The 22,013-nt window shown below is 70.0% G+C and carries 16 protein-coding genes; 6 read left to right on the top strand and 10 right to left on the bottom strand.

The window, feature by feature from the left end; translation table 11 throughout:
* Positions 1-311: 311 nt before the first annotated feature.
* From ACFHNC_RS01890 to ACFHNC_RS01845, 10 genes are all read right to left on the bottom strand, one after another.
* Positions 312-860, bottom strand: coding sequence for a PEP-CTERM sorting domain-containing protein (locus ACFHNC_RS01890; RefSeq protein ID WP_437167504.1), 549 nt, complete (start codon positions 858-860; stop codon positions 312-314).
* Positions 861-1,015: 155 nt separating this feature from the next.
* Complete coding sequence (gene xrtA / locus ACFHNC_RS01885; protein ID WP_437167503.1) at positions 1,016-2,503, bottom strand: exosortase A; 1,488 nt, start codon at positions 2,501-2,503, stop codon at positions 1,016-1,018.
* A complete protein-coding gene (locus ACFHNC_RS01880) occupies positions 2,500-3,717 on the bottom strand; it encodes a TIGR03087 family PEP-CTERM/XrtA system glycosyltransferase (RefSeq protein ID WP_437167502.1) in 1,218 nt (405 codons plus the stop codon). The genes xrtA and ACFHNC_RS01880 overlap by 4 nt, the downstream gene beginning before the upstream one ends.
* The gene (locus ACFHNC_RS01875) at positions 3,717-4,748 is read right to left on the bottom strand and encodes a FemAB family XrtA/PEP-CTERM system-associated protein (RefSeq protein WP_437167501.1); all 1,032 of its coding nucleotides are present in this window, start codon (positions 4,746-4,748) and stop codon (positions 3,717-3,719) included. Before ACFHNC_RS01875 ends, ACFHNC_RS01880 begins: the two co-directional genes overlap by 1 nt.
* Before the next feature lie 2 nt (positions 4,749-4,750).
* Positions 4,751-5,665: an XrtA system polysaccharide deacetylase gene (locus ACFHNC_RS01870; protein ID WP_437167500.1), complete on the bottom strand. Its 915-nt coding sequence runs from the start codon at positions 5,663-5,665 to the stop codon at positions 4,751-4,753.
* Positions 5,662-6,630, bottom strand: coding sequence for an AAA family ATPase (locus tag ACFHNC_RS01865; RefSeq protein WP_437167499.1), 969 nt, complete (start codon positions 6,628-6,630; stop codon positions 5,662-5,664). Before ACFHNC_RS01865 ends, ACFHNC_RS01870 begins: the two co-directional genes overlap by 4 nt.
* A gap of 9 nt (positions 6,631-6,639) precedes the next feature.
* Positions 6,640-8,331 (bottom strand): TIGR03016 family PEP-CTERM system-associated outer membrane protein, encoded by a 1,692-nt coding sequence (locus ACFHNC_RS01860; RefSeq protein WP_437167498.1) that lies wholly within the window; start codon positions 8,329-8,331, stop codon positions 6,640-6,642.
* The gene (locus ACFHNC_RS01855; protein WP_437167497.1) at positions 8,324-9,259 is read right to left on the bottom strand and encodes a hypothetical protein; all 936 of its coding nucleotides are present in this window, start codon (positions 9,257-9,259) and stop codon (positions 8,324-8,326) included. Before ACFHNC_RS01855 ends, ACFHNC_RS01860 begins: the two co-directional genes overlap by 8 nt.
* On the bottom strand, positions 9,256-10,758 hold the full coding sequence (locus tag ACFHNC_RS01850; protein ID WP_437167496.1) for an XrtA system polysaccharide chain length determinant: 1,503 nt from the start codon (positions 10,756-10,758) through the stop codon (positions 9,256-9,258). Before ACFHNC_RS01850 ends, ACFHNC_RS01855 begins: the two co-directional genes overlap by 4 nt.
* Positions 10,759-10,760: 2 nt before the next feature.
* Positions 10,761-11,402 carry an XrtA/PEP-CTERM system exopolysaccharide export protein gene (locus tag ACFHNC_RS01845; RefSeq protein ID WP_437167495.1) on the bottom strand — a complete coding sequence of 214 codons (642 nt, stop codon included), beginning with the start codon at positions 11,400-11,402 and terminating at the stop codon, positions 10,761-10,763.
* Between the two features lie 327 nt (positions 11,403-11,729).
* Here ACFHNC_RS01845 and ACFHNC_RS01840 point away from each other — a divergent pair, with 327 nt between their 5' ends.
* The 6 genes from ACFHNC_RS01840 to ACFHNC_RS01815 are packed head-to-tail and all read left to right on the top strand — an operon-like array spanning position 11,730 to position 22,004.
* Positions 11,730-13,052 carry an exopolysaccharide biosynthesis polyprenyl glycosylphosphotransferase gene (locus ACFHNC_RS01840; protein ID WP_437167494.1) on the top strand — a complete coding sequence of 441 codons (1,323 nt, stop codon included), beginning with the start codon at positions 11,730-11,732 and terminating at the stop codon, positions 13,050-13,052.
* Between the two features lie 37 nt (positions 13,053-13,089).
* Entirely contained in the window at positions 13,090-15,108 is a 2,019-nt protein-coding gene (gene prsK / locus ACFHNC_RS01835) for an XrtA/PEP-CTERM system histidine kinase PrsK (RefSeq protein WP_437167493.1), read from the top strand.
* On the top strand, positions 15,105-16,490 hold the full coding sequence (gene prsR, locus ACFHNC_RS01830) for a PEP-CTERM-box response regulator transcription factor (protein WP_437167492.1): 1,386 nt from the start codon (positions 15,105-15,107) through the stop codon (positions 16,488-16,490). Before prsK ends, prsR begins: the two co-directional genes overlap by 4 nt.
* A 13-nt stretch (positions 16,491-16,503) precedes the next feature.
* A complete protein-coding gene (gene prsT, locus ACFHNC_RS01825; RefSeq protein ID WP_437167491.1) occupies positions 16,504-19,299 on the top strand; it encodes an XrtA/PEP-CTERM system TPR-repeat protein PrsT in 2,796 nt (931 codons plus the stop codon).
* Positions 19,300-19,339: 40 nt separating this feature from the next.
* Entirely contained in the window at positions 19,340-20,611 is a 1,272-nt protein-coding gene (locus ACFHNC_RS01820) for a glycosyltransferase family 4 protein (protein WP_437167490.1), read from the top strand.
* A gap of 34 nt (positions 20,612-20,645) precedes the next feature.
* Positions 20,646-22,004: a putative O-glycosylation ligase, exosortase A system-associated gene (locus ACFHNC_RS01815; protein ID WP_437167489.1), complete on the top strand. Its 1,359-nt coding sequence runs from the start codon at positions 20,646-20,648 to the stop codon at positions 22,002-22,004.
* The last annotated feature ends 9 nt before the right edge of the window (positions 22,005-22,013 follow it).

Below are 22,013 nucleotides of genomic sequence, written 5' to 3'. Positions count from 1 at the left end.
TCGCCGCGGCAACGGCGGCCCAGTTGGTGTGGTCTGCGAATTACACCAGCCGCTGGTGAGCCATGGAACGGGCTTCATCGCGCGGCTGTCCACGCGTGTGGTGCTTATCGACCACGGCGTGGTGGTGCAGGCGGCACCCCCACCGTCCTGTTCGGCGCCAGGCGGAACCCCGGGGCGCGCCGTTTGCTGCTGGCTATTTCGACCGTGCCTCGCCTGGGCGTGGGACGCCTGAAACGCAAAACGCGCGCCCGGCACAATGCCGGACGCGCATCCTGAAGGTATCAGAACCGCGCGAAGCGGGGCTGTTTGACTCAGGCCTTGTTGCGGCGCGCGCGGCGAACCAGGCCGAGACCGAGCAGTGCGGTGCCGAACAGCGCGAGGGAGGCCGGCTCCGGCACCGCGATCACGGTGGCGGAGAAGGTCACGTTGCTGACGAGGCCGTTCTGCGTGCTGAACGCGAGGGTGCCGGGGGTGTCGTCGAAGCCGGTCAGCGTCGCCGTGCCGAAGCCGCGGATCGAAAGCGTGCCCGGGGTGCCGGGAATGTTCGTCACCGTCGCGCCCGGATCCAGGATGAAGGTGCTCGTGAGCATGTTGTTCATGATCGTGAACAGCAGACCATCAGACACCGACGGCGAGAAGGTGATGTCGCCGATGTCAACGCAGCTCAGGCAAGTGCCGAGGCCGGCAAAGCTGCCTGCGGCGATGTCCAGGCGCTGCATGCCGTCGAAGGTGATCTGCGTGTCGGTGACCTTGTTGATGCCGCCGATCGACAGGTTGCTGCCTGCCGCGATCGGACCGGCCAGAACCGGGGAGGCCATGAGGGCGAGGGCGGCGACGGCGCCAAAGAGTGCCTTTTTCATAATCTGATCCTTCATCTCGAAGCGGCCGCCGGCAACCCCGGTGGCCTAATTCATCATTAGCAAGCTGCGTGCCAGATTATTTTTCCTTATTTTTCAGCGTATTATCTGAAACAACGGCAGTTCTGTCAGATGCCTGTAAGTGGTGCCGACAGAGATCACGAACCCGTTGAACGCGCCGCCGCAACGGCGCCCAGGCTCTGCCGCTGCGCCGCGAGCACGGCGCGCATCACCCGGCTGGCCTGGGCAACGTCCAGGGCCGCGGCATCCTCCGGCACCAGGTCCACCACCACGAGCACCGGCCGCGCCGTGCCGCCGCGCAGCGCCGACAGCGCCTGCGCGGCGCGCGAGCGCAGGCCATCCCCCGCCGCTACGCCGTCCCGCCAGGCGGCCACGGCAACCAGGGCGGATCGTCCCGTAACGTGGCGCACCTGCCATGCCATGCCGGGCGCCTGCACGCCGAAGGTCAGCGCATCGTCATTCACGGCCCCCGCGGCCGCACGGCGTGCCGCGGCGACGCCGGCCCAATTGGCGTCCGCTGCGAACTGCATCAGCCGCGCCGTGGCGACGAGCCCCGCGCAGCGTAGCGCCAGGCCTTCCGCGACGCAGCCATCCGGCGCCGTCAGGGCCGCATCCTGCACCTGCGGCGGCGCCACGCCGGCATCCAGCCTGGCCGCCGCCAGCGGCCCCGTCGCCGCCAGGCCAACGGCCAGCGCTGCAACCGCCACACCCCGCGCCGGTGCCACGCGCTGCGGCCGCAACGGCGCCAGCGGGTCATGCGCCACCGGCGCCACCGCGCCGTCCTGGCGGAAGGGAAGGCCCGCCACCACCAGCAGCAGCAGCACCACGGAGAAGAACACCCAGCCGTAGATCAGGTGGTCCGCCGCCGCCGCCTCCGCACTGCCGAGATGGTGGCCGAGCAGCACGATGCCCAGCGCGCGGATGCCATTGGCCAGCACCGGCACCCCGACGGCCAGCAGCATCACCATCAGCCGCCGCCCCGGGCTGCGGAACATCACCAACGCATACAGCGCGCCGAAGGCGATCGCCGCGATCAGGAAGCGCAGCCCGGCACAGGCCTCGGCCACCAGGAAGGTGCCAGCCGGAATCTCGATCACCAGCCCATCGGCGTAGTGGGGGATTTCGAAAAAGCGCAGCCCCACCAGGATCATCTGCAAGGTCACGTCCTGCAGGAAGGGCGTGGCGAACTCGCCGAATGGTACGAGAAAAATCAGGTAGGCCAGCGGGGCCGCCATCGCCAGCGCGATGCGCCAGCCAAGCGTCGCCAGCACCAGGACCCACACCAGCCCGATCAGGACAAGCTGCCGCCCTTCCATAATGCCCAGTCGCTCCGCCACAATCCAGGCCAGCGCGCCGGCCAGCGCCGGCAGGGCCAGCAGCAGCGAAGGCTCGGGCCGCAGCACCTTCAGGCGATCCCGCCGTACCCAGGCAAGCCAGATCGCGATCGGCAGCACCAGCCAGCAATGGTTGTAGGTGGCGGAGCGGTCCCAAGTGGCGACCGCCGCCGCAACCTCCGCCTGGAACAACAGGCCGAATGCCAGAAGGCCGAGACCGAGCGCCGCGAGCGGCAGGCCCCAGCCGCCATGCACGCCGGTTGCGGGACGCGCGGGCAGGATCACGTTCATGCTGTCACTTTCTCCCGCACCGGCAGCACCGCATCGAGGCGGCGCAGCGTGGCGTTCCAGTCATGCGCTTCCGTCACCGCCGCCCGCGCCCGTGGGCCGAGGCCCGGGTGCCGGCCGTCGAGCACCTCGCGCACCGCCTGCGCCATCGCCTCCGCGCCCTCCGCTACCAGGATGTCGCGGCCGGGCAGGGCGCGCACGCCCTCAAAGGCCTCGGGGCTGGCCACCACGGGCCGCGCGAGCGCCATCGCCTCCAGCACCTTGTTCTGGATGCCGCGCGCTATTCGCAGCGGTGCGACGCCCACCTCCGCATGCGCGATCCAGGGCTGGATGCGCGGCACCGCGCCGGCCACATGCACGCCCGGCCGGGAGGCCAGAGCACGTACGGCGGGTGCGGGATTGGCGCCCACGATGTGGAAGGCAACGCCCGGCAGATCGGCCAGGCGCGGCATCACCTGTTCCGCGAACCAGCAGACCGCCTCGATGTTTGGGCGGTAGTCCATCGTGCCGGTGAAGACGATGGCGCGCATGCCGGGCGCATAGGGGTTCGGCGTCGGCAGGGCCGGGTCGAAGGCGGCCAGGTCCACGCCATTGTCCACATGATCCACCCGCGCCGCGGCTTCGGGCGCCATGGACCGGAACTGCGCGGCCTCGGCGGCGGAGACGAACAGCGTGCGGTCGAAGGCGGCCGCGGCGCGGCGTTCGAAGGCCAGCAGCGTGCGCGCCTCCCGCGCCCAGACCTGGCGCATCGGCGGCCGCGCATCCGCGGCATAGGCGCGCCACTTCTCGGAATCGACATCCACCATGTCCAGCACGCGCCGCATGCCGGGATGCTGCCGCCCCATGACGTAGGGTGCCATGGCGGAGGAATAGACGAAGCAGGCTTCATGCGTGCCGGCGGCGAGATGCGCCTGCACCCAGTCCCACAGCCCCTTCTCATGAAACCAGCCGAGGCTCAGCGGCAGGCCCGGCCGGCAGCGCAACAGCGCGCGCAGCGCCGCCTGGCGGCGCGGGCCGGTCGGTCGTGCCAGCACGCTGGCGCAGCGCGCCTGCAGCACCGGCAGGTGGCGCAGATCGGCCGGGTCATCGACCAGACAGCCGAGATCGACGTCCCAGTTCTCCGCCAGGCGATCCAGCATGTGCCAGGCGCGGATCTTGTCGCCCTTGTCCGGCGGGAAGGGAATGCGGTGGCACAGGAACAGCAGGCGCGGCTTCATCAACCAAGACCCCGCACGATCTGCGGCCCGATCAGATTCGCCACCTGCAGGGGCAGCCGGCGCCAGGCGGCGATCATCAGCTTGAACTTCGGATTGGCCGGATTGTTTTCCGCCAGTGTCGCGCCCTGGCGAAGCTGATAGCAGTAGTGCAGCGGCTGCGCCTCGAACCCCCAGTTGCGCTTGAAGTCGAAGGCGCCGGTGCCGGTCTTGCTGCGGCCGAAATCGAACATCCGCGCGCCGCGTTCAGCGCCGGCGCGGCGCATCACTTCCCAATACAGGAAGTCATTGCCGGCCAGGCCGCGTGCCTCCGGTGTGCCGCCACCGTAATAGGGCAGCACCTCGTCCCGGAAATGGAAGTTCAGCACCGCGGCAACCGGCCGCTCCTCATGCAGAACCGTGGTCACGTCATGTGCGTCGGGGAACGCCTCGCCGAGCAGCCGAAAGTATTTCTCGGAGAAGACGGGCGTGCCGAGGGCATGCACCATGCGGGCATAGACATGGTGCAGTGCCCGCGTGTCGCGGTTCGAGACACTGGTCAGGCCATTGGAGATGCCCTTGCGGACCATGGCGCGCTGCTTGCGCGGAATCGCCTTCATGTCGGCATCCGCATCGCCGGTGATGGCGCGGCGGAAAGTGTGGTGCAGCGCCGGGCGCTCCGCCCAGCCCTCATCCGGCGCGTCGCGGCGGCGGAATTCCAGGCTCGGCACGCCGGTCCGGCGCATCAGGTCCATGGCGTGGGATTCCAGCGCCGCGGCGGCCTGCGGCGTGGCCGCGACCGGCCCGCCATAGACGCAGAAGGGCGTCGAGATCAGCGCGTCGCCGAACAGCAGCGTCTTCATCCGCGCCAGCGGCAGCACGCCGACGATGGCGCCATCCTGCTCGGCATAGGCGTAGTGGGTGCGATGGCCAAAGGCACGCTCGATCACCTGCCGCCAGGGCGACAGGTGAAAGAAGGTCGCCTCCGGTGTGCGCTGGACAAAATCATCCCAGGCGGCGCAGGCGCCGTCCTCCAATTCCCGAATCCGCACCATGTTCACCCTGCCATCGCGCGCAGCATCTCGGGCATGGCCGGCTCCGCCAGCTCCTGCGCGAAGACATCGGACATGCTGCCCCAGGCAAAGTCCCGCAGCAGCCGGTCCAGCCTCGCGCCCATGGTCGGCAGGCCCGTGTAGTGGCGGAAGCGGGACAGGGCCCTGGCCTGGAAAACGCGCGGCTGGTCCGGGTCCAGTTCCCACGGGTGGAAATAGAAGATGCCCGGCCGCGCCTCCATCTGGTTCACGCGCTGCAGCCCGGCGCGGAACAGCTGGTACGGCGCCAGCCGGAACCAGCCGCCACCGGAACAAGGCAGCGACCGGCCGAACGCGCGCACCGTTGTCATCGGCAATTCCAGCACGCCATCCGGCTGCGGATAATGCGGCCCGCGCGGCGCATCGGGCGCGCCATACAGATCATGCTTCACCGGAAAGACGGAGGAGGAGTAGCGATAGCCCTCCTCCGCCAGGATCGGATGCGCCCAGGGTGTATGCGGCCCGATCGAGAAGGTGGGCGCGCGATAGCCGTGCACGGCGACGCCACCGGTATCCTCCAGCAGTATCCGCGCCTGGCGGATATCGGCGCGGAACGCCTCGGCGCCGATCGCGTCAACCCGTTCATGCCCATGGCCATGGCTGGCGAGTTCGTGCCCGGCATCGACGATGCGCCGCACCAGCGCGGGGTAGCGCTGCGCCACCCATCCAAGGGTGAAGAAGGTCGCGCGCACGCCGGCTTCGGCGAAGCGTTCCAGCACCTGTTCCGTATTCGCCTCGACGCGGCAGGACAGGTGGGCCCATTCGTCGCGCGGGATCGCCTCGGCAAAAGCCTGGACCTGGAACCAGTCTTCCACATCCACGCTCATCGCGTTGCGGATGCCGGGCTCCGCCGCCGTGGCATTGCGGTTCTGCAAACTCATCGGTGCGTCCTCCGCCCACCGCCGAACAGATCGGCCATCTGCTGGAACACCCGTTCGCGGCGAGCGGTCAGACTTTCCAGCGCCTCGATCCGATGCTCGATATCGCGCAGCACCACGCCGGCCTCGGGCGCCGGCATGCCGAAAAGCTGCGGCGCCATGCCGCCGCCGAGGTCTTCCTCCAGCTCGATCGCCGTCGCCTCCACCAGCGGCGCGGTCAGCACCGTGGCGCGTTCCAGCGCGGCGCCAAGCAGCACGCGGGAGCACAGACGGTTGATGCGGCGCGGAATGCCCTCGCTGTGCCGGTGCACCAGGTCCAGCGCGCCAGTATCCCAACGTGGATGGTCCAGCCAGCCCACCGCGCGCATGCGGTGCTCGACATAGGCGTGGGTTTCCTCACGCGAAAGGGCGCCGAGGTGGTAGCAGGCCAGCACGCGCTGGCGAAGCTGGTCGAGATCCGGGCTGGCCAGCGTGCGTCGAAGCTGTGGCTGGCCGAGCAGGATGGTCTGCATCGGTGCCTGGCCGCCTTCCGTCACGTTGGACAGCATCCGCAGTTCTTCCAGCGCCGCCGGCGCCAGGCCCTGGGCCTCGTCCACGATCAGCAGGTAGCGCCGGTCACCGTTGCGCAGCGCGGCGGAGATGCCACGCAGCACGGCGGCCTTGTTGCCCTCCGGCTCGGCGCCGAAGGCGTCCGCCACCAGCCGCAGCAGATCATCCCCCGCCACCTGGGTGGTGGAGACGCGGGCGACGGCGAAGCCGGTCGGGTCGAGCTGGCTGCACAGCCGCTCCACCAGCGTGGTCTTGCCGGCGCCAACCTCCCCCGTCACCACCACGAAGCCCTCACGCTGCGCCAGCCCGTAAAGCAGGTGCGCGTAGGCGCGTGCGTGGACTGTGCTTTCGTAGAATAGCCTGGCGTCCGGTGTCATCTGGAAGGGATGCGCACGGAAGCCGTAGATCTCGCCTAGCATCGCGGGCTCCTAGAAGGTTTGGCGCAAGCCGATGAGGATGAAGTTCTGCGTCGAGGTGCCGTTGCCGCCCGAAAATTCGTTCCGACGACTGGCCAGCTGGAGCGTGGCGGTCGTGTTCTCCCGCAGCGCATGCACGAAGCTGAGGCTTGCGCTCATGATCGTGCCGTCGCCGCGCAATCCGCTGCTGCTGCGGCCATATTGGAGGAAGGCAGCGGCGGAGGTCCGCGGCGTCAGCGCATGCGACCAGGTGAAGCCGGCGGAGGTGCCGCGCTGCCCGAAGCTGCTGCCGCCCGCGGCCACGGAGACCGGTGTCTGCTCCTCCCGCGTCAGGGTCAGGGCGAAGGTATCCCGCGGCCAGGTTTGCACGATGGCGGCGGAGGCTGTCTTGATCCGCGCCAGATTGTTCTGGGTGCCCAGGAAGGAGCCGCTCAAGGGGCGCACCACCGGCAGGCCGGTCGACAGGTCGATCGGATTGCCGAACTGGTCGAGCGAGGTGGTGGAAAGCAGATCCGCCGCCTGCAGCGCGCCGGTGCTCAACGTCTCCGCGTAGCGGCCCGAAACCCGCGTCCTGCCGCCGACAGCGACCGATGCGTCGAAGGACAGCGAGTTGAAGCCGTTGCGCCGACCGTAGCGCACCGTCATCCGGCTGCTCTCGGAGAAGTCGAATCGCGCGCCAACCGCCCAGATCGGTTCGCTGATATCGATGCCGGGCGTACCCCTGAAGCGCTGCTGCTCGTACCCGCCCATCACCAACACGGATACGCCGCGCAGGATTGCGTAGCGCGCCTCGACCGAGCCGAGCCGGCGATAGGCACCATCCAGCACGCCATCGCCATCATAGGCCGTGGCCTGCAGGCGACCTTCAAGCGCCAGCCGGCCGAAATTGGGACCAGTCCGGACCACTGCATAGCCCTCATGCGCGGTGAAGGACTGGGCCGCCCTGCCACCCCGCACCCCGGACCCGAACCGATCCGGCTGAAGCGCCAGCACCGGGTCGTCGCCACTCTGGTCGACCCACTGGTAGGCGTAGCCCACCTGCATCGTCGCCGTGTCGCCAAAGCGATGCACGATGTAGGGCGAGATCTGGAAGCTGGTGGTCTGCAGCCGGTCACGGTCGTCGGTGACAACGCTGCTTTCCGGCGCAAAGCCGCCGTTGACGCTCTGGATCGATGACGAACCGCGCATGTCGAGGAACAGCGTGCCGGGCACGATGCTGACCAGCGCCTGGCCGTTGAAGTTCTGGTCGAAGCGGTCCTGGTCGGTATTGTTCGCGTGAAAGCGCGCGCTCGGCCTGTAGTTCAGCACGCCTTGCAGGCGCGCCGTATCGGCGGAAACCAGCACGCCCGGCGAGATCGTGGTGAAAACGTCGCCGCTCTTGCGGTTGCCGCTGTTGGTTAGGTTGTCCGTCGCTACCGCCTGGACCGTGAGGCTGGGAACGATGGTCCAGGCGCGGGACGGCCCGGGCGCCGCGGGCAGCGGGCCGGTGGTGGGGAAGCCGAACTGGTCGATGCGGATCGGCGGCGCGGTCGGTTCCACCACTTCCACCCCCCGCGCGGCCGCGTCTTCGGCCTCCGCCGCGGCACGGACCGATGGCAGCGAGCCCGGGCCGGTGTAGCCGGGCAGTGGCGGGCTGGAGGCCAGGGCCGGCACCGCGGCCATCCCCAGGGCCAGGGCTGCCCCGCGCAGGAAAAGATCAGCCATCGGCTGAAGCCGTCGAATTGCCAAAACTGTCATCGCTGCTCATCCGGCTCTGGTTCAGGACCAGTTGCAGCACGGGACAGGCTTCGAGAACATCCAGGGCGGCTTCCACGGCTTCACGTGGCGTTGTCTCGGCGCGCACCACCAGCAGCACCTGGCCCACCATGGCAGCCAGGGTCGGCGCATCGCTCGAGGACAGCGCGGCGGGCATGTCGAGCACCACGACATGCCGCGGCAGCGCCACCGCCACGGCCCGCAACGCGGCCGCGAGTGCCACCCCGCTCGGCGCCGCATGGCCTGGCGCCCGCAGCCCATGCGGCAAGACCGAGAGGCCGGCAATGGCCGTCGCCCGCAGCAGAGGCGCAACGGTCTTTGCCGGGTCCTGCACCAGCGCGCGCAGACCGGGCGCATCCGCCAGGGCCAGGCGCTGCGTGACCCCGCCATCGCCATCCACCAGCAAGACCGGCTGGCCGGTACCGGCGGCAAGGCTCGCGGCGAGATTCACCGCCATGAAGCTCTTGCCCTCCTCCGGCATCGCGCTGGTGATCATCACCAATTGCCGGCAGGTGGTGGCGTTGCGCGCCGCATCCGGGGTCGGGATGGCGCGCAGGACCTGGGTCTGGATCAGCGCCAACTCCTCCGCCAGACGAGAGCGCGCCTCCGCCTCCGGCTCGAAGGCCAGTCCTGCGGCACGCAGCGCCTCCATCCCGATCGCCGGCGGTGGCGCCACTGGCACCTCCGCGAAGGCCTCGGCATTGCGGGGCCCTTCGCGCCGCGCATGGCCGGACAGACCTGCGGGTGCCAGCGTGTCCGGGGCCAGCGTGTCCGGCGCCAGGGCGTCCGGCGCCAGGGTGTCCGCTCCCCGCAGCGGCCCCATCGCGGCCACCGCGCGCTCGGCGAGATGGGTTCGCGGTGCGCTCAATCCGGTCATGCCAGCAGCATCCTTGCAATGATGCGGGGCGCATCCGCGAGCACGGCGCCAAAGGCGACGAACAGCATGGCGAGTCCACCAGCGAAGCCGATGCCGGAGATCATCGCGCCGCGCCGTGGCGGCGCGGAGACGGCGCCCAGCACCGGCAAGCCGATGCGGCGCAGATCCGCCAGCGTGTAGAAGCTGCGATCGAGTTGCATCAGCAGCAGCACCAGTCCGACACCAGCGCCGAGGCCGACAACAAGCACGCCGGCTGACAGCAGGAAGCGGTTGGGCGAAACCGGCTGCGCCGGCACCGTCGGCGGGTCCACCACCTCCAGCTGCACGCGGTCCGAACTGTCGCGCGCCGCGCCGGCCAGCTGCAGCGATTCGCGCCGCGCCAGCAGCTCGTCATAGTTGCGGCGCAGAACAGTGTAGTCGCGGTCCAGGTTCAGGAACTGCGCCTGTACCTGTGGCGCACTGCGGGCGATTTCGTCCAGACGCTCCAGCTCGGCAATGCCCTCACGCTCCTGTCGCTCCAGCGAAGCGATCTCGGACTCCACGTCCACCAGCCTAAGGCGCAGCATTTCCAGCGCCTGGTTCTGCGGCTGCGCAACAGCCGCACGTGCACCACCGCCACCACCACCACCCGCGCGTGCGGCATTCACCACGGCGAGCGCGGCGCGAACATCCGGGTGCGAGTCCGTGAAACGGAGGCGAAGCTCGGCCAGCTGGCGCTGCGCCTCCACCAGGCGCGGATTGCCGCCACCCGTGGTCACGGCAGGCGCCGGCACCGCCGCCATCTCCTGTAGCTGCTGCTGCGTCAGGTCACGGCGCCTGCGGGTATCGATCAACTCGCCCTGCACCTGCGCCAGGCGGGTGCGCGCCGCCTCGAGGCGGGAGGCCCCGCCGAGCGCGTCGGAGGGAAGAATATCGAGGTAGCGCGCCCGGAACTCGGCACGGCGATTCTCGGCCTGGCGCAGCTGCACCTCATAGGATGCGGTCTGCTCCGCCACGAAGTTGCGCGCATTGTCCATCTGCTGGCGGTCGGTGACCATCGCCGCCTCCATGAACAGGTTCAGCGTGGTGGCCACCACGTCATGCGCAAGCTGCGGATTGCGGTCCTGGAACTCGATGGTGAACAGGTTGCGGGTCTGCGTCTGTAGGCGAATGTCCCGCGCCAGCCGTGTCAGCATCTGCTCCTGGTCAACCGGGTCCTGGATCTGCTCACGCAGCTGCGTGCGGGTGATGATCTTCTCGAGGTTCGGGCGCGACAGCAGCGTGCGCTGCAGGGTCTCGACCTGGCTGGCCGGTGAGCTGTCGATCGCAATGCCGCGCAGCAGCAGGCCAAGGATCGCATCCGCGTCGGCATAAACCCGCGTCGTGGCGACATACTGGTTCGGCAACATCGTGACGCCGGCCCAACCGCCGAGGCACACCACCCAGGCAAGCGCCAAAGCGCGCCAGCGGTGGCGGGCGCCGGCGGCCAGCGCCCGGCGGAGCAGCCCGTGCAGGTCCATGGTCAGAACCAGCCTTGCGGGATGACCAGCGTGTCGCCCGGCTGCATGGCAATATCCTGGGAAATGTCGCCGCCACGAAGCAGGTCATCCAACCGCACAGGGATCACCTGCGGCGCCGCGCCATTGGGCGGGCGACGAATGATCTCGGCGCGATTGCCGGCGGCGTAGCGGGTCAGCCCACGGGCGTTGATCATCACGTCCAGCACGCTCAGCCCCTCGCGGTACGGCAGCGCCAGCGGCTGCGCCGCTTCGCCGATCACCCGGATCTGGCGGCTCGGCTGGCCGATGAAGGACTGCACCATGACGGTGACATTCGGCTCCCGCACATACTCCGCCAGGGCTTCCTCCAGCGCGCGTGCCAGCTCGCTAGGCGTGCGCCCGGCGGCCTCGACGTCCGGCACCAGCGGCAGGGAGATGCGGCCATCCGGGCGCACCGGCAGCGCCGCGGCGCTGAGTTCCGGCGCACGATAGACGAAGACGGTCAGCGTATCGCCCGGACCGATCACATAGGAGCTGGCGGCGGAGGATTCAGCGGTGGCGGCGGGTAGCGCTGTGGGTGTGCCGGCACAGCCGGCAAGCCCGGCACCCAGCCCGATGATGAGGGCAGACCAGGCCGGAATGCCTGCAACGCGGAAGCTCTTCATGCCGATGGCCTCTGGCTGGAGAAAAGCGGGCCGTGGAGGCCGGGAAGGTCCCGGAGCGGCGTCGCCTCTGGTGGTAAGAGCGATACAAAACTGAGCCGGCCGGCGCTATCTACAATTAAGCCCTGCGAATTTACGTTAAACGCAAACAGCCAGTGTGCAGTTGATTGAAATGTAAAATTAGGTGCCTTTTCAGGCAATCCTGTTGGCCCTAATGCAGTTTCGTGCCAATTTTGCTAAAATCATCTCATTTACAATATTTTGTGATTATTATTCGGATCGTGTTTGTCCGGCGATGTCGCATTATGCAGGCAGAAGAGGGCGACACCCATGACAAATTTGTTTGGCCACAGCGTACGAACCGAAGTCCTTGCACTATGTCTCGGCGAGACCGGCGCTGTGTTTCTTTGCGTGTTGGCGCTGCTGGTTGCGGGCGGTCCCTTCGGCCCGGCGGAGGGGATTGCCGCGGCCATGGCGTTGGCGGCGATCACGGCCACAACCGTGCTGTTGGTGGCGGGCGCCGTCGGGTTCTATGAACCCTCCACACTGGCCGGTCTGCGCGCCACCCTCGTCTCCGGCCTGGTCGGCACCACCATCCTGCTACTGCTTTCGGTGCTGGCGCTGCAATTCACGGAAGGTGCGGGCGTCAGCCCGGTCCAGCGGCATGCGCTGATCTCCGTGATGCTTGGCACCGCCATCGCCATCCTGGTCACGCGCCTGGGTTTCCTGCTGCTGCGGCCGCCGCTTCGCCGCCTGGCGCTGGTCGGCGCCGAGAAGCCCGGCACGGATCGCGGCTACGCGCCCTTCGAGGTGACGCTGGTGCTGCCGGTGGCCGATGCGCTGTCTCAGGCCATCACGCGCGGCCGACTGCGCGCCTGGCGCGTCTGGGCCGTGATCGCGCCGGCCCGCACGCCGTTGCCTGCCGAGACACAGAAGAACTGCGCGGCCGCCGGCGTGCATGTCTTCACGGCTGCTGAATTCAGTGAACACGGTCTCAACCGGCTGGATCTGGAGAGCCTTCCGGAAGGCTGGCTTGCCAGCGCGAACGCGGCCCATACCAGCCGGACGGAGGCCGCCTTGCGCCGGGGCTTCGACATCCTGGTTGCCAGTGTGCTGCTGCTGCTGACGTTGCCGCTGCTGCTAATCACCATGGTAGCCATTCGCCTCGACAGCCGGGGCCCGATTTTCTATCGGCAGGAGCGTGTCGGCCTGAACAACCGGCCCTTCATGCTGTTCAAGTTCCGCAGTATGGTGACGGATGCTGAGGCTGGCGGCGTCGCGCGCTGGGCAATCCGCGGTGATCCGCGCGTCACGCGCGTGGGCCGCATCATGCGGCTGACGCGCATCGATGAGATCCCGCAGGCCCTCAACGTGCTGCGGGGCGACATGTCTGTCGTCGGGCCGCGCCCGGAACGGCCGACCTTCGTGGCGCAGCTTGGCGAGATCATTCCGCACTACCACGATCGCGCCATCGTGAAACCGGGCATCACCGGCTGGGCGCAGGTCAACTATCCCTACGGCGCATCGGTCGAGGATGCGCGGATGAAGCTGGCCTACGACCTGTACTACGTGCGCCGCCGCAGCCTGCTGCTGGATCTGCTGATCCTGCTGTCGACCGTCCGCGTGGTCCTGTTCCAGGAAGGCGCCCGCTGATGCACGGCGCCGCGCACCAGTCGCCGGGAGGGTCGCGGTGAACGCCGCGGCCACGCCGTGGCTGCACGTCGCTGCGGCCGCCCTGTGCTTCGGCTGGGCCGTGTTGATCCTGGCTTGCGGGCGGCTGCGCGCCACCCTGCCGCTGACGCTGGCATGCCTGGCCGCTTCGGGCTGGGCGGCGGCGGTGGCCTTGCAGCCCGCCATGCCACTGGACGGCCTGCCCGGCGCGCTGGAGATTCTGCGCAGCACCCTGTGGCTCGGCCTGCTGCTGCTGCTTACCCGCCGCTACGGCGGCACCATCGCGGCGCCGCAGGTCTGGCGCTTCGCCGTGGTTGGCGGGGTCCTGACGCTGCTGTCGCTCGCGGCCTTGCTGCCCGCCACGCCCAGGCTGCCAACCATCGGCTCCCCGGGTTTGATGGCGCGGCTCGGCCTGGCACTGCTGGTGCTGCTGGTGGCCGAGAATTTGTATCGCAACGCGGACCGCTCGGCGCGCTGGCATGTGATCCTGCCCTGCCTGGTACTCGGCGGCCTGTCCGCCTTCGACGTGGTGCTGCATGCGGATGCGGCGCTGCATCGCTTCTATGCCCCGGCGCTGCTGGATGCACGGGCGGTACTGACCGCGTTGTCGATGCCGCTGCTGGTGCTCGCCGCGCTGCGCGACCGACGCTGGCGTCGCAACCCGCCGGTCTCGCGCCAGGTGGTATTCCACGGCGCGACGCTGGTCATCGCCGGCACCTTCCTGACCGGGGTTGGCGCGGTGGGCGAAGGGTTGCGGCATTTTGGCGGCGATTGGGGTGGTGCGGCGCAGGTCAGCCTGCTCGCCGGCGCGGTTCTGGCCATCGCGGTGGCCGCCTCCTCCGCCTCGATGCGCTCGCATATCCGCCGGCGCGTGGTCGACCATTTCTTCGCCGCCCGTTTCGATTACCGCGCCGAATGGCTGCGCTGCGTCGCCACGCTGTCCGCCCAGCATGCGGAAGCCGAGCAGCGCGCCATCGTCGCCATGGCGGATCCGGTGGACAGCCCGGCCGGCCTGCTGCTGCTGCGTGATGCGCCACAGGCGCCGTTGCGCTGGGCCGGATCCTGGAACCTGCCGGTGCATGACATTGTGCTGCCGCCGGACCACGCCCTGGTCACCGCGCTGCAGGACGGCACGCATATCGTCACCGCGGTACCGCATGACCTCGCCGCAGGGCTCGCGCCGCTATGGCTCGCCGTGCCGTTGCGGCATCACAGGGACGGGCTGCTCGGCCTCGTGCTGCTGGCGCCGCCGCGCGCCCGCTTCAACCTGGACGCCGAGGCGTTCGACCTGCTGCGGGCCGTCGGCCGCGAAGTGGCGATGTTCCTGGCCGAGCGCCGCGCCGCCGAACGGCTGCACGACCAGCGCGCGCTGACCGACCATGCCCGCCGCTTCGCCTTCGTGGCACATGACGTGAAGAACGTCGCCAGCCAGCTCACTCTGGTTCTCGCCAATGCCGAGCACAACATCGCGGATCCGGAATTCCAGCAGGACATGCTTCTGACGGTCGGCGCCTCCGCGCAGCGCATCAACGCGCTGATCGCGCGGCTGCGGGAGCCGGAGGCGGAACAGCCGCCGGCACTCATCGCACCGCTGGAGACGATCCGCGCCGTGCTGCGCGAGGTGGCGCATCCGGTCGAAGTCGCGGCGGATGAGGCCGATGCCTGCTGCATCGCCATCGCACCGGAGGCCTTTGCCGCCGCCCTGCGCCACCTTCTGGACAACGCCATCGAAGCCTCTCCCCAGGCCGTCCCGGTCCGCATCGCGCTGCGGCGGGATGGCGGATCCGTGCTGCTCGACATCACCGATCGCGGACCCGGCATGACCCCCGAATTCGTGCGCGACCATCTGTTCCGTCCCCTGGTGTCCGGCCGCGCTGATGGCAACGGCGTCGGTGCCTGGCAGGCGCGCGATCTGTTGCGCGCCGCCGGCGGCGACCTGCTCGCGCTCAGCACGCCGGGTGCTGGCACCACCATGCGCCTGACCATGCCCTGTCAGCCGGCAGCCAGGCCACCACAACTGCAGGAGATTGCGGCATGAGCAAGCCGAAGCTGCTTATTGTGGAGGATGATCCTGGCCTCTGCGCACAATACCGATGGGCCTTCCCGGCGTGGCGCGTCGTCATCGCAAGTGACCGGCGCCAGGCGGAGGCGACGGCCAGGCGCGAACAGCCGGCCGCCGTGCTGCTGGATCTCGGCCTGCCGCCGGATGCGGAGGGTGTGGCGGAGGGTTTCGCGACGCTCGCCGCGCTGCGCGCCCTGGCACCGGGCCTGCCCATCATCGTCGCCAGCGGCCAGGGACAGCGGGAGACGATGCTGCGCGCGGTCGGCCTCGGCGCATATGATTTCTGCGAGAAACCGGTCGACCTCGACGTGCTGCGCACCATCCTCGATCGCGCGCTGCATGTCCGCGCGCTGGAGGAGGAGAATCAGCGCCTGGCCGCCGCGCCGCGCCCCAGCCCGATCGCGGACATCATCACCGCCGACGAGGCTATGCTGAAGCTGTGCCGCAGCATCGAGCGCCTGGCCACCGTCTCCGTCCCCGTGCTGCTGCTGGGCGAAAGCGGCACCGGCAAGGAAGCGCTGGCCCGCGCCCTGCACCAGCTGGGTCCGCGCGCACCCAAGCCTTTCATCGCCCTGAACTGCGCCGCGATCCCGGAGGCGCTGCTGGAAAGCGAGCTGTTCGGCCACGAGCGCGGCGCCTTCACGGGCGCAGTTCGCCAGGTGACCGGGCAGATCGAGGCGGCGCATGGCGGCACGCTGTTCCTCGACGAGATCGGTGACCTGCCGATGTCGTTGCAGGCGAAGCTGCTGCGCTTCCTGCAGGACCAGATGATCGAGCGCATCGGCGGCCGTACCAAGATCCGCGTCGACGTGCGCGTCGTCTCCGCCACCAATCAGCCATTGGAGGAACAGGCCGAGACCGGCGGCTTCCGGCAGGACCTGCTGTACCGGCTGAACGCGCTGACGCTGCGCGTGCCGCCGTTGCGCGAACGTGGCGGGGATTCGCTGCTGCTGGCGCGCTGGTTCCTGGCACGCCACGGGCAGGAGGCGCAGCGCCGCCTGCGCGGCTTCGATGACACGGCGCTGGCCGCTATCGCCGCCCACCCGTGGCCCGGCAATGTGCGCGAGCTCGGCAACCGCATCCAGCGCGCTGCGCTGATGTCCGAAGGCCCGCTGCTCAGTGCGGCCGATCTGGAACTGGCGGAGGCGGTACCTGACACCGAACCGGCCAGCGAGGATCTCGACCTGCGCGCCGCCCGCGCGCGGGCGGAGCGGGAGATGATCGGGCGCGCCCTGGCGCGCTGCAATGGCAGCTTGTCCGCCGCTGCACGCCTGCTCGGGATCAGCCGCCCGACGCTTTATGACCTGCTCGAGACGCATGGGCTTTCGCCGCAGCGCGCCGACGCCAATCCCGCCTGACGGAGATCGAATGATGGCCCGCATTCTCTACAGCCTGCCCGCCTTCACCCTCGCCGCCCTGATGGCGACGGCGGCGCCCGCCTTCGCCAATGCCGCCGCCGAACGCGCCCGCGCGGCCGACGCGCGCGGCGAATTGCGCGCCGCGCAGATCGAATGGCGCAACGCCGTGCGCGCAAGCCCGGAGGACGGCGCCATCCGCATCGGCCTTGCGGAAGCCAGCCTGCGGCTCGGCGATGTCGACACCGCGACGCGGGAGACGCGGACGGCGCTGGAGCGCGGCCATGACCCGGAGGGCAGCACCACAGCGCTGCTGCTGCGGATTTACCTGGCGCAGGGCCGGGCACGCGAGTTGCTGGCGGATTTCCCGCAGACCGACACCCCTGCCCCCGCCGCCGGCCAGATCGCCGCGGGGCGTGCGCTGGCGCATCTGCTGCTGCGCGACCTGCCGGCGGCGCGCGACGCCGTGGCGATGGCGGAACGGCTTGCGCCGAACGCCGCGCAGCCCGGCCTCGCGGCCGCGGCACTGGCCTTGGCCGAAGGCGATCGCGGCGCCTCGGAAGCGCGGCTGGACCAGGTCCTGGCGGCCCATCCCCAGTTGGACGAGGCCTGGCTCCGCAAGGGTTCGCTGCAGCTCGAGCGTGGCGATCGCGCCGGGGCCATCGAAAGCTTCGGCCGCGTCATCGCCCGCGCGCCCACCGATGTGCAGGCGCGGCTGCGCCGGGCGGAGGCGCTGCTACGTGACGAACGGCCCGCGGAGGCGGCGCAGGACCTCGACGCCGCGCTCGCGGTCATGCCGAACAACCCCACGGCAATCTATCTGCGCGCCATGCAGTTCGGCAGCCAGCGAGAGTGGCAGCAGGCCGATGCGGCGCTGCAGCGTATCGCCGGCCAGCTCGGCAACTTCCCGAACGGCTTCCTGCTGCTCGCCCTGGCGAAGGGCGGCCTGGGCCAGCAAGCCCAGGCTGAAGACGCGGCGCGCCGCCACGTGGCCCGTTGGCCGGATGATCCGCGCGGCGCCAGGCTGCTTGCCGGCATGGCGATGAGCGCCGGGCGCCACGCGGAAGCCGCGCAGGTGCTGACACGCGCAACACAGAACCGGCCGCGTGATGCGGCGCTGTATGACGCGCTCGGCCGCGCGCACAGCGCCGCCGGGCGCCCGGACCTGGCCGTGCAGGCGCTGGAGGAAGCGGCGCGGATCGCGCCAGAGGATGCGGCGCTGCTGACCCGCCTGGGCATCGCCCGGATGGCCGCCGGTGACCCAGGCGGGGCGCAGGGCGCAGTGCAACGCTCGCTCGACCTCGGCCCGGCACAGCCCGGGGCGCGGGAGATGCTGGCCGCCGCGGCGCTCGCGCGCGGCGACCTGGACGCCGCGGCGGCGGAGCTGGCCCAGCTCGACGCGGCGGCCCGGCAGGGTGAGATGGGCGGCGTGCTGGATGGCACGCTGCGGCTGCTGCGGCTCGACGCCGCCGGCGCGCGCAGCGCCTTCCAGGCCGTGGTCGAGCGCCAGCCCGCCAGCATCCCCGGACGGCTCGGCCTGGCGCGCGTGATGATGCTGCAGGATGAAGGGGCGGCGGCGGTGCCGCTGCTGGGCGCGGTACTGCGCGAGCAACCCACCAATGGCGAAGCCGCGTCGCGCCTGGCCGCGCTGGCCCAGGGCGGAGCGGGTGAGACCAACCGGAGCGAGGTGGCGGAGGCCGCCCAGGCGGCGCTGGCCGCGGCGCAGCAGGCCAACCCGGCCAATGCGCAGCTTGCGCTGAACCACGCGGGCCTGCTGCTGCGCCGCGGCAATGCCGCCGCCGCACTGGCCGTGCTGGACACCCAGCCACTGCGCAACCAGCGCGGCACCGCGCTGCCGCTGGCGCGCGCCGAATTGCATGCCGCACTGGAACAATTTGATGCCGCCGAGGCCGCAGCGCGCGAGGCGATGGCCGAGGACCCGTCCTCCGTCCCGGCCCGCCGGCGGCTGGCATCGCTACTGATGCGCAAGGATGACAAGCGCGGTGCGGAGGCACTGCTGCGCCAGGGCCTGCGCCAGGCGCCGGCCGATGAAGGGCTGCAGCAGGCGCTGCTCGGCGTGCTGCGTGACGGGGCTGGCGGCGTGGCGGCGGCGGCGGCCGAGGCGGATCGGTTGGCCCGCGCTCCGAACGCCCCGCCCACCGCCCGCGCCCTGCCCGGCGACCTGCTGATGAGCCAGCAGCGCCATGCAGAAGCCGCGGAAGCCTACGGCGCGGCGCATGCCCGCGCTCCGGCATCCCTGCTCGTGCAGCGGCAGTCCGCAGCGCTGCTTGCCGCCGGCCGCGTCCCGGATGCGTCTGGCGTCCTCGATGCCTGGGTTGCGGCCAACCCGGACGACCTGGCGGCGCTCAACACACTGGCGCAGTTCGACCTGATGGCCCGACGCTTCCCGCAGGCGGAGGCGCGCCTGCGTCACGTTGTGGCCGCGGCGCCGGAAAACGCCGTCGCGTTGAACAACTTAGCCTGGGTGCTGGGCGAGCAGGGCGAGGCGCATCTGGCCGAGGCGCGCGGCTTCGCAGAGCGCGCCTACTACCTGGCACCCAGCCCGAACATCGCCGACACGCTCGGCTGGATCCTGGCCCGCAGCGGTGAGCCGCAGATGGCGGTGGCGCTGCTGCGCCAGGCGGTCCGCGCCGGGCAGGGGCCATCCGCCGGCTACCACCTGGCCTATGCGCTGCATCAGGCCGGTGACGGCGCCGGCGCGCGGCGCGCGCTGGAGACGGTGCTGGCCTCGACCACCAACTTCGCGGAGCGCGAGGCGGCCGAGCGCCTGCGCACCACCCTTTCGAACTGAAACGAGCGATGCGCCGCAAGGCCCCAGGAGCACAAGGCTGATGCCTCCGGACCAGACCCTCATGCTGCCGGAGACGCGGCCGCAGGCGGCCGACCCGGCGCGGCCGGAAGCCGTGCTACGGCTGCTGACCTTCAGCACGCTGTACCCGAATGCGGCGCAGCCCAACCACGGCGTCTTCGTGGAGAACCGTCTGCGCCATCTGGTCGCCAGCGGCGCGGCCAGCAGCACCGTGCTGGCGCCCGTGCCGTTCTTCCCCTTCGCCGCCGCCGCGCGGCTGGGCGGTGCCCGGATGCAGGGTTGGGCGCGCTATGCCGGCATTCCGGCGCGGGAGGACCGCCACGGGTTGGCGGTGCATCACCCGCGCTTCGCCGCGCTGCCGGGCATCGGCATGCTGACCGGCCCGGCTACGCTCTACGCCAGCGCCCGCCGCGCCCTGGCGCGGCTACTGGCGGAAGGTCATCGCTTCGACGCGATCGATGCGCACTATGTCTACCCGGACGGCGTCGCGGCGGTCTGGCTGGGGCGCGAATTCGGGCTGCCGGTCGTGATCACCGCGCGCGGCTCCGACATCTCCCAGTTGCCGCAACACGCCGTGCCGCGCCGGCTGATCCAGCACGCGATACGGCGCGCCGATGCGCTGATCTCCGTCAGCGTCGGACTGAAGGATGGGCTGGTGGCGCTGGGCGCGCCGGCGGGCAAGGTGACCGTTCTGCGCAACGGCGTCGACCTGGAGGCCTTCCGGCCGACCGGTGACCGGCCTGAAACCCGCGCGGCGCTGGGCCTTGGCAGCGGTCCGCTGCTGCTTTCGGTTGGCCACTTGATTCCGCGCAAGGGGCACGATCTGATCCTGCGCGCCCTGCCGCTGCTGCCCGGGCATAGGCTGATGGTGCTGGGCGACGGACCGGAACGCGGCGCGCTTCTGGCGCTGGCCGAGCAGCTCGGCGTAGCGGACCGCGTGCATCTCCTGGGCAGCCGGCCGCATGCGGAGTTGCCGCGCTACTACAGCGCGGCAGACGTGCTGGTGCTGGCCTCCTCGCGTGAGGGCTGGGCCAATGTGCTGCTGGAGTCGATGGCCTGCGGCACCCCGGTGGTGGCCAGCCCCGCCTGGGGCAGCCGCGAGGCGGTGCGCAGCCCGGCCGCGGGCCTGGTGATGGAGGGGACCACGCCGGAGGCGATCGCCGCCGGTGTGCGTCGCCTGCTGGCCGCACGCCCGGACCGGGGGGCCACGCGCGCCTATGCGGAAGGCTTCGGCTGGGAAGACACGACGCTGGGCCAGCTTTCGGTGTTTCGGAAGGTGCGGGCATGCGCCTGAACGTAGTCGCACGTATTACCGGAGCGTCAGGTCGATGATCCGCAATCTGGTCTTCATGGCGGTCCTGTTCCCGATGCTCGCCACGGCCTTGGCGCAGCCCTTCGTCGGCGTCCTGCTGTGGTCCTGGATCTCCTTCATGAATCCGCACCGCGAGATCTGGGGACCGGCCGCCAATCTGCCCTGGGGCGTGATGGTGCTTGGCGCGACGCTGATCGGATGCGTATTGGCCAGGGAGCCGCGTCGACTGCCACTGAATGGCGTGACCGTGCTGCTGATGCTGATGCTGGCGATGTTCACGCTGACGACCTTCACCGGCCTCGCCACACCTGCCAATGCCTGGACCAAGTGGGACCGGGTCATGCGGGTCATCGTCGTGCTGCTCCTGACGGCCGCGATGCTGACCGACCGGCGTCGGCTGGACGCGCTGATCTGGCTGATGGCGATTGCCATCGGCTACTACGGCGTCCGCGGCGGCCTGTTCACCATCATGACCGGCGGCAGCTACCGGGTCTGGGGCCCGGAGACCTCGATGATCTCCGACAACAACCACATCGGCGCGGCGATGCTGGTGGCCCTGCCGCTGATGAACTACCTGCGTCTGCAGGCTGGTCACCGGCTGGTGCGCATCGGGCTGGCTGTCGCCATGGTGCTGACGCTGTTCGCCATCATTGGCACCTACTCGCGTGGCGCCTTGCTGGGCATCGCAGCGGTCATCGTGGTGCTGTGGCTGCGGTCTAGCCACAAGCTGCTGGGCGGCATCATCATGGTCGCCGTGCTTGCCGTTGCCGTCAATTTCATGCCGGAGCAGTGGACGCAACGCATGAACACGATTGGTACCTACCAGGAGGATGCCTCCGCCACGACGCGGCTGACCTTGTGGGAGGTGTCGCTCCGGCTGGCCCTCGACCGGCCTTTGGTCGGCGCCGGCTTCGCAGCGCCCTACTCGCAGTCCGTGGTCGACACCGTCATGCCGGGTGGCCCGGCACGAGCGGTGCACAGCATCTGGTTCGAGGTGTTGGGCGAGCACGGTTTCATCGGGTTCTTCCTGTGGTTGGGCATGACGCTGGCCGGCGCCTGGTACGCCTGGCAGCTAATCCGGCTGGCGCGTAAGCAACCGCAGCTTGCCTGGGCGGGTGATCTTGGACGGATGCTGCACGTCTCGATCGTAGCCTACAGCTCGGCGGGCACGTTCCTGTCGCTGAGCTACTGGGACTACTATTGGACCTTGCTGGTGGTCGCGCCCGCCGCGCTGGCCATCGCACGGCGCAGCCTTGTGCAGCAGACCGAAGTGGACCCTTCCCGCTTCGGCTGGCGCACCGTGAAGCCGGGTGCCAGCAACCCGCGTCCTGCCATTGCCACGGCATGGAGCCGGCAAAGGCGGGCCAGCACATGACCGTCGCGC

The organism is Falsiroseomonas sp. E2-1-a4 (assembly GCF_051433165.1).
Classification (GTDB): domain Bacteria; phylum Pseudomonadota; class Alphaproteobacteria; order Acetobacterales; family Acetobacteraceae; genus Falsiroseomonas.
Note: the sequence above shows the minus strand (reverse complement) of the source record. Positions and strands in the feature narration are given on the sequence as shown.